The following is a 13,613-nucleotide window of genomic DNA, read 5'->3' as shown; positions in this document are numbered from 1 at the left end:
CCGATGATCGTCCGGACGCGTCGTCCGCGAGCAAGGACGCGAGAGGGGGGTTGGAGATGTACGACAACACAGGCACAGGCGGTCACGTTCCGGTCATGCTCGACCGCGTACTGGAGCTCTTGGCTCCGGCGCTGACCGGCCGGGAGGCCGTCGTCGTCGACGCCAACCTCGGCCTCGGTGGCCACTCGGAGGCCCTGCTCGCCGCTCATCCGTCTCTTCACCTGATCGGCATCGACCGCGACCCTTTCGCGATCGAGTTCTCCACGCGCAGGCTCGCCCCCTACGCCGACCGGACCACGCTGGTCCACGCCTCGTCCGACGAACTGGCCGACGTGCTCGCCGACGCGGGCCGCACCGCCGTCGACGGGGTGCTGTTCGACCTGGGGGTGTCCTCGCCGCAGCTCGACGAGGCCGAACGCGGGTTCGCCTATTCCTATGACGCTCCGCTCGACATGCGGATGGATACGGATCAAGAGCTCACCGCCGAGAAGGTGGTCAATACCTACTCGGCTGCGGAGCTAACCCGCATCCTCCGCGTTTACGGCGAGGAACGGTTCGCACCGCGTGTCGCTGGCCTAATTATCAAGGAAAGGGCCAAGGACCCCATAACGTCGACTAAGCGGCTGGCCGAGATCGTTCGTCAGGCCATTCCAGCCGCCACCCGGCGCACCGGGGGCAACCCCGCCAAGAGAACTTTTCAGGCACTGCGCATCGAGGTCAACGCGGAGCTCGCCGCCCTGGAGGCGGCGCTGCCCGCGGCACTCGACGCGCTCGTGCTCGGTGGGAGAGTCGTCGTGCTCTCCTACCACTCCCTGGAGGACCGGCTCACCAAGCAGGTCCTCGCGGCGCGAACCAAGGACACCGGCCCCCCCGGGCTGCCTGTCCCGCTGCCGGCCCATCAGCCGCGGTTCCGCCTGTTGACGAGGGGAGCTGAGCTCCCAAGCGAAGAAGAGTTGGCCCGCAACCCGCGGGCGACCTCGGCCCGGCTACGGGCGGCAGAGAGGATCCGTGTTGACCACGAGGACTGAGCAGGAGAGCAGGCGGGGCGCGGCCGTCCGCGGCGTCCTGCCGAAGACGGCGCCCAAGACCGGCCCGCGCAGGCCCGGCGTGCCTCACCAGTCCAAGCCCATCCCGCGCTCGCGTCCCGGCGGACCGGAGACGACCGGTCTCGGCGACGGCGAGATCCCGGCGAGCCCCGAGCGGGCGCGCCCGGCACTCAAGCGACGTCCGTCGCGCGGGCGCCAGCGGGCTCCGTTCGTGCTGCTCGTCGTCGGGCTGATGTGCGGCGGCCTGGTGAGCCTGCTGCTGCTCAACACCGTTCTCGCGCAGGACTCCATCACCGCGGCCAACCTGCGTGACGAGATCGCGGTGGCGCGGCAGGCCAACGAGGAGGCCAGGCTCGCGAACGAGAAGAACACCGGCCCCCAGCAGGTCGCCGACAACGCCGAACTGCAGGGCCAGCATCGTGACTGGGACAAGCCCAACGTCCTGACCGACGCCGGGGCCGACAGCGGCCAGGTGGACCCAGGACGGTGAGAGACACAGGCGGCAGGGGGCAGGGTCCCGGCCGCGGCGGCGCCGGCTCTCAGGGAGGGCCCGGCGCCGCTCGCCGTACCCCGGCGGGGCCGGGGCGTCAGGGCCGGCAAGCGGGGTCGGCTCGCTCGGAGGGGGCGGGCCGGCCCGACAATCCACCCAAAGAGCCGAGGCAGCGCCCGGACCCACTGGACCTCCCCTTCGGCCTTCTCGGCCGGGACGGCGGCCGCGAGGACGCGGAGGACCGCGCCCGACGCCCGCAGGACCCGGCTGACGGGTCCCACGGCCGCTCCCGCGACGACGAGTCCGACGGCCCGCGAAGCCGCTCCCGTGGCGACGAGCGCGACGGGTCCCGCGGCCGGTCTCGTGACGGCGATGGTTCGCGTGGGCGGTCCCGCGAGGATGACGGTTCGCGTGGGCGGTCTCGCGATGGCGAGGGCTCGCCTGGGCGGTCGCGCGACGATGACGGTTCGCGTGGGCGGTCTCGCTCAGGCGGCGGGGACGGGATCGGCGGGCGTCCCCGGCCGGGTGGCGACGGGCCGAGGTGGCGTTCCAGGCCTGACGGGGACGACGCCGCCAAGGACCGGGCCCGCCAGCGTTCCGGACGCCCGCGCCCAGAGGCCGAACGCGCCGGTGGCCGAGTCCCGCAGGCCAGGGACGACCGGTCCCGTGGCCGCCAGGACGACGGCCCGCTGCGCCGTACCCGCGAAGAAGCCCCCCGTGACGTCCGGCGCTCCCGCGACGAGGGCCGCGGGGACGACGCCAGGCTCCGCCGTAGCGGGGACGACGATCGCACGCGCGCGCAGAGCTTCGGGCGGCGCGGCGGCGAGGGGCCGCCCCGCAGGCCCCCCGCGCCGCCGCGCCCGCCCAAGCCGCCGCCCGTGCTGCGTCTGGGCAACCCGCGCAGGCGCATCAACATCGGCCTGATCGGCATGACGTTCATCCTGTCGATCTTCGGCGGCAGGCTCATCCAGATGCAGGGCCTCGACTCCAAGGTGTACGAGGCGCGGGCGGTGGGCCAGCGCACGCAGACCGAGGACATCCCGGCCAAGCGCGGCACCATCACCGACGTCAAGGGGCACGCGCTGGCCGTCACCGTCGAGGCCCGCGAGATCGCCATCGACCCCACCAAGATCAAGGACGCGGTCCGGGCGAACGTCGCCGCCCTGCTCGCCAAGCAGCTCGGCCGGACCCCGCAGGAGATGGCCGCCAAGCTGGCCAGGGTCGACACCCGCTACCAGCTCCTGGCCAGGGACGTCGACCCGGTCGTGGCCAGCCGCGTGCTCAAGTCCGGCGTGCCCGCGCTGACCTCGAAGAAGACCTACCGTCGCGTCTATCCGGGAGACGACCTGGCGGGCAGCCTGATCGGGTTCGTCGGTGATGAGCAGAGCGGCCTGGGCGGTATGGAGCAGGCGCGCAACACCCTGCTGAAGGGGCGCGACGGTGAGCAGCGCGTCGAGACGGGCCGCGACGGCCAGCGCATCCCCATGACCAGCAGCCAGCGCACGGTCCCGGTCGACGGCGCCGACGTGCGGCTGACCATCGACCGCGACATCCAATGGGCCGCCCAGCAGGCGGTGGCCCAGCAGGTGACCGACTCCGCGGCGAGCAGCGGCACGGTCATCGTCATGGACGTGCGCACCGCGCAGATCATCGCCATGGCCAACGCCCCCGAGCTCAACCTGAACAACTGGCGCAACGCCCCCGCCTCCCAGTACATCAACCGGGCCGCCTCGGACGTCTTCGAGCCCGGCAGCACCAACAAGGTGATCACCGCCGCCGCCACCCTGGAGGCCGGGGCCGTCACGCCCGACACGGTCTTCCAGGTCAAGGACAACATCAAGTGCGCGGACCGGGTGCTGCACGACGCGCACCCGCACAAGCCGGAGCCGATGACCTACCGCCAGGCCGTGGCCGAGTCGAGCAACGTGGCCACCATCATGGCCGCGCGCAAGGTCGGCAGCGAGCGGCTCTACCAGATGCTGAAGGCCTTCGGCTTCGGCGAGCGGCCGGGCGGCGGCGTGCCGAACGCGGAGGCCGGTCTGCTGCCCAACTACAAGAACTGGTCGGGCAGCCAGAGCTGCACGATCGCCTACGGGCAGGGCGTGTCCGTGACCGCGTTGCAGATGGCCAGCGTCTACCAGACGATCGCCAACGGCGGCGTCAAGATCGAGCCGCAGATCGTCGCGGGCACCACCGACGCGTCGGGCAGGTTCGTACCGTCCGCTCCCGGTAAGAAGACCAGGGTGGTCAGCGACAGAACCGCCAAGGAGATCACCACCATGCTGGAGACCGCGGTGAGCGCCGAGGGCACCGGCGAGCTGGCCGCCATCCCGGGATACCGGGTGGCGGGCAAGACCGGCACGGCCAACCGCTATGACGCGGAGCTCGGCCGCTACGACGGCTATACGGCGTCGTTCGCCGGATTCGCCCCCGCCGACGCGCCTCGGCTCGTCGTGCTGTCCGTGCTGCAGAATCCGAAGAAAGACCACTTCGGAGGCCTGGTCGCCGCGCCCGTTTTCAAGGACGTGATGACGTTCGCCATCAAGAGCAAGAAGATTCCGCCGACCGGCTCGACCGCGCCCGCGGTGCGGGCTGGCGCGGGACAGTGACCAGGGAAGGTACGCTGCCGCCGTGCGTCCCCCGTCGTCTATGCGTCCAACGACCAGTCCGCCCCGCCCGCTGACCGGGCTGGCGACCATGCTCGACGCCGATTCCGGCACGTCGCGGTCGCCACACGCCCCGCTCACCGGTGTCACGATCGACTCCCGCCAGGTCCGGCACGGAGATCTCTACGTGGCTTTGCCGGGCAACCAGTCCCACGGCGCCGATTTCGCCGCCGAGGCCATGGCGCGCGGCGCCGTGGCCGTCCTGACCGATCCCGGCGGCCGCGCGGCCGCCGCCGCGACCGGCCTGCCCGTCCTCGTCGTGCCCGACGTCCGGGCCGTGCTCGGGCAGGTCGCCTCCTGGGTGTACGGTCGGCCGGCCGACCACATCCAGTTGCTCGGCGTCACCGGCACCAGCGGCAAGTCCACCACCACGTTCCTGCTCGAAGCCGGCCTGCGCGCCGCGGGCCACAGCACGGGGCTGGTCGGCGGCGTCGAGATCCGCGCCGGTCAGTTCCGCTTCGAGCCACGGCTCACCACCCCCGAGGCCACCGAGCTGCACGGCCTGTTCGCGCTCATGCGAGAGACAGGCGTCACCGCGGCGGCCATGGAGGTCTCCAGCCACGCCCTGGCGCTCGGCCGGGTCGACGGGCTCCACTACGACGTCGCCCTGTTCACCAACCTGTCGCAGGACCACCTCGACTTCCACAAGGACTTCGACGACTACTTCGCCGCCAAGGCCAGGCTCTTCCAGCCTGATCTGGCCCGTGTGGGTGTGACGAACCTCGACGACCCCTACGGCCGCGAGCTGCTGTCGATCGCGAAGGTGCCGATGACCACCTTCTCCGCGCTGGGCTCGCTCGACGCCGCCTGGCGCGCGCTCGACGTGCGGCTGGGCGCCGACGGCAGCACGTTCCGGGTGACCGGTCCCGGCGGCGTCGAGGCCGACGCGCAGATCTCGCTGCCCGGCCCGTTCAACGTCGCCAACGCGCTCGGCGCGATCGTCACGCTCGTCGAGGCCGGGGTGCCGCTGCAGACCGCGGTCCACGGCGTCGGCACGCTCATCGGCGTCCCCGGCCGCATGCAGCGCATCACGGGCGCGGGCGACGAGTTCCAGGCGATCGTCGACTACTCGCACAAGCCCGCCGCGGTCGAGTCGGTGCTGCGCTCGCTGCGCGAGGTCACCGCGGGCCGCCTGGTCGTCGTGCTCGGCTGTGGCGGCGAGCGGGACGCGGGCAAGCGGCCGGTCATGGGCGAGTCCGCCGCGCGGCTGGCCGATGTGGCCATATTCACGAGCGACAATCCTCGTTCCGAGGACCCTTTGGACATTCTGGCCGCGATGATGGAGGGAGCGCTCCGCGTTCCGCAGCATGACCGCGCTCATGTGATCATTGAGCCCGACCGCGCGTCCGCGATCGACCTGGCGATCGGCCGGGCCGGGCGCGGCGACGTGATCGTCGTGGCAGGCAAGGGTCACGAGCAGGGCCAGTACGTTTCAGGCGAGGTGATCCCCTTCGACGATCGCGAAGTGGTCGCCGGTGCGATCGACGCACGTAAGGAAAGCAGGAAGCACGCATGATCCCGTTGCCTCTGGCCAGGATCGCCGAGATAACCTCGGGCGCCCTGTCGGGCATGGCCGACCCTCGCGCCGTGGTGCGCGGTCCCGTCGTGATCGACTCACGGGGCGTAGAACCGGGATCCCTGTTCGTCGCCTTGAAGGGCGCGCGGGTCGACGGCCACGACTTCGCCGCCCAGGCCATCCGGGCCGGCGCCGTCGCCGTGCTGGCCACCAGGCCGGTCGAGGCGCCCACGGTGATCGTCCCCGACGCCGCCGCCGCGCTCGCCGACCTGGCCAGGGCCCACGTCGCCGCGCTGCCCCAGGTCACCGTGATCGGCGTGACCGGATCGGCCGGCAAGACCTCCACCAAGGACCTCCTGGCCAGGCTGACCGCGCGGATCGGGCCGACCATCGCGCCCGTCGGCTCGTTCAACAACGAGCTCGGCCACCCGCTGACCGTGCTCAGGGCCGACGCCGACACCCGCTACCTGGTGCTGGAGCTCAGCGCCCGCAACATCGGCCACATCCAGGACCTCGCCCGCATCGCGCCGCCGCAGATCGGCATCGTGCTCAACGTCGGCACCGCGCACATCGGCGTGTTCGGCGGCAAGGAGGCCATCGCCAAGGCCAAGGGCGAGCTGGTCGAGGCGCTGCCGCGGACCGGTGTGGCCGTGCTCAACGCCGACGACCCGCTGGTCCTCGAGATGGCCTCGCGCACCGACGCCAGGGTCACGCTGTTCGGCCGGTCCGAGGCCGCCGCGATCCGCGCCGAGGACGTCACCGTCGACGAGCGCGGGCGCGCCTCGTTCACGCTGCGCACCCCTTCGGGCTCCGGGCAGGTCCAGCTCAAGCTGTACGGCGCGCACGCCGTGGAGAACGCCCTGGCCGCCGCCGCGGCCGGTTACGAGCTCGGCCTGCCCGTCGCCACCATCGCCGCGGAGCTGTCCGAGGCCACGCCGGTCAGCCGGTGGCGGATGGAGGTCACCGACCGGCCCGACGGGGTCACGGTCGTCAACGACGCCTACAACGCCAACCCCGACTCGATGCGGGCCGCGTTCGAGGCGTTCGGCGTGCTCGGCAAGGGCCGTCGCCGCTTCGCCGTCATCGCCGCGCTGCGCGAGCTGGGCGAGGAGAGCGCCACTTTGAACGAGGAGCTGGGCCGCCTGGCGGGCGGCTCGGGGCTCGCGGGCCTCATCGTCGCCGGCCCCGACGCCCAGCCGGTGCTCCAGGGCGCCTACGCGGCCGTCCAGGAGGCCTCCGCCGCGGGCCCACCGCTCGCGGGAGCACCACCGTTCCCACCCGCCGCGGGCGGGCCCCCGCTCCCCATGGGGGGACCGCAGGCCCCGCCGCCCGTAGGCGCTCCAGTGTTCCCCCAGACCGTGGGTGGACCGCAGGTTCCGCCCCACGTGGGTGGACCGCACGTCCCGCCCCCCGTGGGTGCTCCGGTGTTCCCCCAGGGCCCGGCCGGCCCGCAGGGCGTGGGCGGCGTGCCGGTCCCGCCGGTCGTCGGGGGCCCACCGTTCGCCGGCGGTTCCGCGAACCCGCAACAGACGCTCATCCTGCACGTGCCCGACGCCGCCGCGGCGGCGGCCGAGCTGGCCGGGTGGCTGCGCCCGGGTGACGCGGTGCTGGTCAAGGGGCCCCGGGCGATGGGCCTGGAGCGGACGGCCGAGCTGTTGCTCGGGGGGGCCCAACAGTGATCGATATCGTCATCGCCGGTGCGGTGGGGCTGGTCCTCTCGATGCTCGGGACGCCCCTGGCCATCCGGCTGTTCTCCCGGCGCGGCTACGGTCAGGAGATCCGTGAGGAGGGCCCGTCAGGGCACTACGACAAGCGGGGCACGCCCACCATGGGCGGCACCGTGATCGTGCTGGCGTCGCTGCTCGCCTACGGCGGCTCCCACCTCGCCACGCTGGCGGCGCCGACCGTCTCGGGGATGCTGGTGCTGTTCCTGATGACCGGGCTCGGCGCGGTCGGCTTCCTCGACGACTTCATCAAGATCTACAAGCAGCGCAGCCTCGGCCTGCGCAGCGGTGCCAAGGCGCTCGGCCAGCTCGTCATCGGCGCGATCTTCGCGGTGCTGGTGACCCGGCAGGCCAACATCTACGGCATCACCCCCGCCGAGCCCCGGCTGTCGTTCCTGCGCGACTTCGGGCCGCCGTCGATCGGCCTCGTGGGCTTCACCATCTGGGTGCTCATCATGATCGTCGGCTTCTCCAACGCGGTGAACCTCACCGACGGCCTCGACGGCCTGGCCAGCGGCGCGACCGGGGTGGTGCTGGGCGCCTACGTGCTGATCGGCAACTGGCAGCTGCGCAACAACTGCATCGACCAGCTCGGCCCCAACTGCTACTGGGTACGAGATCCGCTCGACCTGGCCGTGGTGGCCGCGGCCGTGCTCGGGGCGCTGATCGGGTTCCTGTGGTGGAACGCCCCGCCCGCGAAGATCTTCATGGGCGACACCGGCTCGCTGGCCCTGGGCGGCGTGCTGGCCGGGCTGGCCATCACCACCCGCACCCAGCTGCTGCTCATCATCCTCGCCGGGCTGTGCGTGATCATCACGATGTCGGTGATCATTCAGGTCGGCTTCTTCAAGATGACCGGTAAACGGGTGTTCAGGATGGCGCCGCTGCAGCACCACTTCGAGCTCAAGGGCTGGGCCGAGACCACGATCGTGGTCCGCTTCTGGCTGATCGCCATGTTGTGCGCGGCCCTCGGGCTCGGGCTGTTCTACGTCGAATGGATGCCCAAGTAATGGCCCTCACCTGCGTGGCCGGGCTCGGCGTGTCGGGCACCGCGGTGGCGCGGGTGCTCGCCGCGCGGGGCGAGCCGGTCGTCGTGGTCGAGGGCGCCGAGGGCGAACGCCAGCGCGCCGTGGCCGCCGAGCTCGCCGGGCTCGGCGTCGAGGTGCGCTTCGGCCCGATGGAGCTGCCGGAGGGCGTCACCCGGCTCGTCACCACCGGCTGGGCGCCGCACCACCCGCTGATCGCCGCGGCTCTGGAGGCGGGCGTCGAGGTGGTCGGGGAGGTGGAGCTGGCCTGGCGGCTGCGGCCCGCCCAGGCGGCTCCGTGGCTCGCGCTGACCGGCACCAACGGCAAGACGACCGTCGTCCGCATGCTCACCTCCATCCTGCTCGCCGCCGGGCGCAAGGCGCTCGCCGTGGGCAACGTGGGCGTGCCCGTGGTCGAGGCCGTCGCGGAGCCGTACGACGTGCTGGCCGTCGAGCTGTCGAGCTTCCAGCTGCACTGGTCGAGCACGCTCGCCCCGCACGCCGCCGCGATACTCAACCTGGCGCCCGACCATCTCGACTGGCACGGCTCGATGGAGGCCTACGCCGCGGCCAAGGGCCGCATCTTCGAGCGCGCGGGCACGGTGGTCTACAACGCCGACGATCCCGAGGCCTCCCGGCTCGCCGCGCCCTACCCGGACAAGGTCGGCTTCACGCTGCTCGTGCCCAAGCCGGGCCAGCTCGGCGTGGTGGAGGACCTGCTGGTGGACCGGGCGTTCGTGCCGAACCCCGCCGAGTCCGCCGAGGAGCTCGCGACGCTCGCCGACGTGCGCCCCCTCGCGCCGCACAACGTGGCCAACGCGCTGGCCGCCGCCGCGCTGGCCCGCACGCTCGGCGTCCCCGCCGAGTCCGTACGGCAGGGCCTGCTCGACTTCGTGCCCGACCCGCACCGCATGGCGCACGTCGAGCGGGTCGGTGAGGTCGACTACGTCGACGACTCCAAGGCCACCAACCCGCACGCCGCCGCCGCGGCGCTGTCGTCGTACCCCTCGATCGTGTGGATCGCGGGCGGCCAGCTCAAGGGCGCCGACGTGGACGACCTGGTACGGCGGGCGGCGCCCAGGCTGCGCGGCGCCGTGCTGCTCGGCGTGGACCGCGCCCGGATCGCCGAAGCTCTGGCGCGACACGCGCCGAATGTCCCCGTCGTGGACATCTCCGCCCAAGACACTGGTGCGATGGACCGTGTCGTCACCGAAGCCGCCAGGCTCGCCTCCCCAGGGGACACCGTGCTGCTGTCCCCGGCCGGCGCGTCGCTGGACATGTTCGCCAACTACCCGGCCCGAGGGGAGGCCTTCGCGCGAGCCGTACGCGGCCTGGAGGCGGCGACGTGAGCACGACCACTTCTCCGCAGGCTCCGGAGCGGCCACCGCAGAGCGCGGTCGAAGGGCCGATCGGCTGGATCCGCGACCAGCTCGCCGTCGTCAAGGAGCTGCTGGAGAAGCCGCTGACGACCTACTACCTCATCCTCGGCTGCAGCGGGCTGCTGCTCGCGCTCGGGCTGATGATGGTGCTGTCCGCCTCCAGCATCGAGGCGATGCAGAAGACCGGCGACCCGTTCACCTGGTTCGCCAAGCAGTCGCTGTCGGCCGGCATGGGCGTGCTGCTCATGTGGGCCTGCTCGCGGCTGCCGCACAAGTTCTTCCGCTGGGCGGGCTACCCGCTGATGGCGCTGGCGTTCATCGGCCTGGTCATGGTGCTGTTCATCGGCACGTCCCAGCTGGGCGCGCAGCGGTGGATCGACGTCGGCTCGTACAGCATCCAGCCCTCGGAGCCCGCCAAGCTGGCCCTCGCGCTGTGGGGAGCCGACCTGCTGGCCCGCAGGGCGCGGCACGGCCGCATCGAGTGGCGGCAGCTGCTGATCCCGCTCATGCCGGGCACCGCGCTCCTGGCCGTCATGGTCATGCTCGGCCGCGACCTGGGCACCACGCTGGTGCTGTTCCTGGTCTTCCTGTCGCTGCTGTGGGTGGTGGGCGCGCCGGTGAAGCTGTTCGGCGGCATCCTGTCGCTCGCCGTGCTGGCCACGCTGATCATGATCAAGGTGGAGCCGTACCGTATGGCGCGCATCGGCGCCTTCCTCGACCCGTGGGCCGACGCGCAGGGCGACGGCTACCAGGCCGTGCAGGGGCAGATCGCGATGGGCTCCGGGGGCTGGTTCGGGCTCGGCCTGGGCAGCAGCCGGGCGAAATGGAGCTGGCTGCCCCACGGCGAGAGCGACTTCATCTTCGCCATCCTCGGCGAGGAGCTCGGGCTGATGGGGACCCTGATCGTGGTGGTGCTGTTCGGGCTGCTCGGCTACGCGGGCCTGCGGGTCGCCTCCCGGGTCAAGGACTCCTTCGTCCGGCTCGCCGCCGCCGCCATCATCGCCTGGATCGTCGGGCAGGCCGTCGTCAACATGGGCGCGGTGCTCGGCGTGGTGCCCATCACCGGCATCCCGCTGCCGCTCGTCTCCTACGGCGGGTCGGCGCTGTTGCCCACCCTCGCGGCCCTGGGGATGCTCCTGTCCTTCGCGAAACGCGAGCCAGGCGCACGTGAGGCTCTGGCCGCTCGTGGCCCCGGACCGGCCGCACGGGCCCTAAGCTGGCTTGGCCTGGGGGGAACGACCAAAGGCCGAGTGAGACGTTAGGGAGTGACCGACATGAGGGTGGTCCTCGCCGGTGGCGGGACGGCCGGGCACATCGAGCCGGCTCTCGCCCTTGCGGACGCGCTGCGCCATCTTGACCAGCGCATCGGCATAACCTGCGTGGGCACCGAACGCGGGCTCGAAACCCGCCTGGTCCCGGCCAGGGGATACGAGCTCGAGCTGGTGCCGGCCGTGCCGCTGCCGAGGGCGATCACGCCGCGGCTGCTGACCGTGCCCGGACGACTGGCGGGGGCGGTCAACGCGGTGGCGGCGATACTCGACCGGGTCCAGGCCGACGTCCTGGTGGGCTTCGGCGGCTACGTGGCCACCCCCGCCTACCTGGCGGCCAAGCGGCGCGGCCTGCCGATCGTGGTGCACGAGGCCAACCCGCGGCCCGGCCTGGCCAACCGGCTGGGCGCCCGGCTCACCGACCACGTCTTCACCGGCTTCCCCGACCACGTGCTGGGCAAGGCCGAATACATCGGCACCCCGCTGCGCCGCGAGATCGTCACGCTCGACCGGCTGTCGATGGGCGACAAGGCGCGCTCCTGGTTCGGGCTGCAGACCGACCGGCCCACGCTGCTGGTGTTCGGCGGCTCCCAGGGGGCCAGGTCGCTCAACGAGGCCGCGCTGGCCGCCGCGCCCATCCTGCGCTCGGCGGGGGTGCAGGTGCTGCACGTGCTCGGCCCCAAGAACACCGTCGAGCGCGAGCCGCCGCCGGGCGACCCCCAATACGTCCTGCTGCCCTACGTCGATCGCATGGATCTCGCGTACGCGGCCGCGGACTTCGCCCTGTGCCGCAGCGGCGCGCTGACCTGCGCCGAGCTCACGGCGGTCGGGCTGCCCGCCGCCTACGTGCCCCTGCCGCACGGCAACGGCGAGCAGCGGATCAACGCCGAGCGCATCGCCGCGGGCGGTGGTGGGTTCGTGGTCGGCGACGCCGACCTGTCATCTGATTGGATCGTCCACAACGTCCTTCCGGTGCTCCACAGTCCCGAGCGGGTCGTGGCCCTGTCGGAGGCCGCCTCCAGACTCGGCCGGAAGGACGCCGATATCATTCTGGCCAGGAAAGTGTTGGAGATAGTCCGATGAGTCTCGTCAAGCTGGTCGATCCCGTCGCCGCAGAAGAGCTGGGGCGCGTGCACTTCATCGGCATCGGCGGCGCGGGGATGTCAGGGATCGCCCGCATCCTGCTCAAGCGCGGGGTACGCGTGTCCGGCAGTGACGCCCGCAGCACCGAGCAGGTGAGCGAGCTGCGTGAGCTGGGCGCGATCGTGCACATCGGCCACGCCGCCTCCCACATCAGGGACGTCGACACCGTGGTGGTGTCCACCGCGATCCGCGACTCCAATCCCGAGCTGGGCGAGGCGCTCAAGCAGGGGCTGCGGATCATCCCGCGGGCCGCCGCGCTCGCCTCCGTGATGGCCGGGCGCACCGGCGTCGCCGTCGCGGGCACCCACGGCAAGACCACCACCGCCTCGATGCTGACCGTGGCGCTGCAGAAGTGCGGCGCCGACCCGTCCTACTGCGTGGGCGGCCAGCTCGTCACCACCGGGCTGGGGGCCGACGAGGGGTCGGGCGAGGTGTTCATCGCCGAGGCCGACGAGAGCGACGGCTCGTTCCTCATGCTGGCGCCCGACATCGCCGTGGTGACCAACGTCGAGGCCGACCACCTCGACAACTACGGCGATCCGCGGGCCGTGCACGACAGCTTCGCCCGCTTCGCCGAGCGCATCGGGTCGCTGCTGATCGCCTGCGCCGACGACCCCGGCGCGGCGGAGCTCGCCGACGTGGCGCGGGCGCGCGGCCTCAAGGTCATCACGTACGGCGAGACGGGCGACTACCGCGTGAGCGATGTCCGGCCCGACGGGTTCGGCACCACATTCACTATCGAGGGCATGGGCGAGGTCCGGCTGGCCGTCCCCGGGGCGCACAACGCGCTCAACGCCACCGCCGTGGTCGCCGTGGCCGTGGCGCTGGGGCTGCCGTTCGAGGAGATCAGAGACGGGCTGGCGACCTTCACCGGGGCCAAGCGGCGCTTCGAGGCCAAGGGCGAGGCGGGCGGGGTCGCGGTGTTCGACAGCTACGCCCACCACCCGACCGAGCTGTCCGCGGACCTCCGGGCCGCGCGTGACGTGGTGGCCTCCTACTCTGGCAGCGGGCGGGTCATCGCGGTCTTCCAGCCGCACCTCTACTCGCGCACCAGGTTCTTCGCCGAGGAGTTCGGGGCGGCGCTCGGGCTGGCCGACGAGGCGATCGTGCTCGACGTCTACGGGGCCCGCGAGGACCCCGAGCCCGGCGTCTCGGGCGCCATGGTGGCGGACCGCGTGCGGCTGCCCGAGTCGCAGGTGGTCTACGCTCCGGACCGCGCCTCCGTGCCCGCCCTGGTGGCGGGCCGGGCCCGGGGTGGCGACATCGTGCTGACGATGGGGGCGGGCGACGTGACCGAGCTGGGCCCCCAGATCCTCGCGGAGCTCTCCGCGGGATGACACCGCGGTCCCTGAGGGG

The 13,613-nt window shown here is 72.3% G+C and carries 10 protein-coding genes; all 10 read left to right on the top strand.

Annotated elements, in window-relative coordinates; translation table 11 throughout:
- Positions 1–56 precede the first annotated feature (56 nt).
- Genes rsmH through murC form a run of 10 tightly spaced genes read left to right on the top strand, consistent with a single transcriptional unit; the run spans position 57 to position 13,594 of the window.
- Complete coding sequence (rsmH, locus tag ACGFNP_RS09100; protein WP_393316455.1) at positions 57–1,028, top strand: 16S rRNA (cytosine(1402)-N(4))-methyltransferase RsmH; 972 nt, start codon at positions 57–59, stop codon at positions 1,026–1,028.
- Positions 1,012–1,536, top strand: a complete 525-nt coding sequence (locus ACGFNP_RS09095; RefSeq protein WP_358318554.1) for a hypothetical protein — start codon at positions 1,012–1,014, stop codon at positions 1,534–1,536. Before rsmH ends, ACGFNP_RS09095 begins: the two co-directional genes overlap by 17 nt.
- A complete protein-coding gene (locus tag ACGFNP_RS09090) occupies positions 1,533–4,145 on the top strand; it encodes a penicillin-binding transpeptidase domain-containing protein (RefSeq protein WP_393316451.1) in 2,613 nt (870 codons plus the stop codon). Before ACGFNP_RS09095 ends, ACGFNP_RS09090 begins: the two co-directional genes overlap by 4 nt.
- A gap of 40 nt (positions 4,146–4,185) precedes the next feature.
- Entirely contained in the window at positions 4,186–5,718 is a 1,533-nt protein-coding gene (locus ACGFNP_RS09085; RefSeq protein ID WP_393316448.1) for a UDP-N-acetylmuramoyl-L-alanyl-D-glutamate--2,6-diaminopimelate ligase, read from the top strand.
- Complete coding sequence (murF, locus tag ACGFNP_RS09080; RefSeq protein WP_393316445.1) at positions 5,715–7,397, top strand: UDP-N-acetylmuramoyl-tripeptide--D-alanyl-D-alanine ligase; 1,683 nt, start codon at positions 5,715–5,717, stop codon at positions 7,395–7,397. Before ACGFNP_RS09085 ends, murF begins: the two co-directional genes overlap by 4 nt.
- Positions 7,394–8,452 (top strand): phospho-N-acetylmuramoyl-pentapeptide-transferase, encoded by a 1,059-nt coding sequence (gene mraY, locus ACGFNP_RS09075; protein WP_358318558.1) that lies wholly within the window; start codon positions 7,394–7,396, stop codon positions 8,450–8,452. The genes murF and mraY overlap by 4 nt, the downstream gene beginning before the upstream one ends.
- Positions 8,437–9,816: a UDP-N-acetylmuramoyl-L-alanine--D-glutamate ligase gene (gene murD, locus ACGFNP_RS09070; protein ID WP_358318559.1), complete on the top strand. Its 1,380-nt coding sequence runs from the start codon at positions 8,437–8,439 to the stop codon at positions 9,814–9,816. Before mraY ends, murD begins: the two co-directional genes overlap by 16 nt.
- A complete protein-coding gene (gene ftsW / locus ACGFNP_RS09065; protein ID WP_393316441.1) occupies positions 9,813–11,108 on the top strand; it encodes a putative lipid II flippase FtsW in 1,296 nt (431 codons plus the stop codon). Before murD ends, ftsW begins: the two co-directional genes overlap by 4 nt.
- Before the next feature lie 12 nt (positions 11,109–11,120).
- Positions 11,121–12,197: an undecaprenyldiphospho-muramoylpentapeptide beta-N-acetylglucosaminyltransferase gene (gene murG, locus ACGFNP_RS09060; RefSeq protein WP_358318560.1), complete on the top strand. Its 1,077-nt coding sequence runs from the start codon at positions 11,121–11,123 to the stop codon at positions 12,195–12,197.
- Entirely contained in the window at positions 12,194–13,594 is a 1,401-nt protein-coding gene (gene murC, locus ACGFNP_RS09055) for a UDP-N-acetylmuramate--L-alanine ligase (protein ID WP_358318561.1), read from the top strand. Before murG ends, murC begins: the two co-directional genes overlap by 4 nt.
- Positions 13,595–13,613 lie beyond the last annotated feature (19 nt).

It is taken from the genome of Nonomuraea sp. NPDC049269 (assembly GCF_043197155.1).
GTDB lineage: Bacteria > Actinomycetota > Actinomycetes > Streptosporangiales > Streptosporangiaceae > Nonomuraea.
The sequence above is the reverse complement of the archived record's forward strand: the minus strand, read 5'-3'. Positions and strand labels throughout refer to the sequence as shown.

Excerpts from the sequence above, each read along its gene's own strand:
- murC (WP_358318561.1), top strand. The coding sequence starts at position 12,194 with ATGAGTCTCGTCAAGCTGGTCGATCCCGTCGCCGCAGAAGAGCTGGGG.
- murG (WP_358318560.1), top strand. The coding sequence starts at position 11,121 with ATGAGGGTGGTCCTCGCCGGTGGCGGGACGGCCGGGCACATCGAGCCG.
- rsmH (WP_393316455.1), top strand. The coding sequence starts at position 57 with ATGTACGACAACACAGGCACAGGCGGTCACGTTCCGGTCATGCTCGAC.
- murD (WP_358318559.1), top strand. The coding sequence starts at position 8,437 with ATGGATGCCCAAGTAATGGCCCTCACCTGCGTGGCCGGGCTCGGCGTG.
- ACGFNP_RS09085 (WP_393316448.1), top strand. The coding sequence starts at position 4,186 with ATGCGTCCAACGACCAGTCCGCCCCGCCCGCTGACCGGGCTGGCGACC.
- murF (WP_393316445.1), top strand. The coding sequence starts at position 5,715 with ATGATCCCGTTGCCTCTGGCCAGGATCGCCGAGATAACCTCGGGCGCC.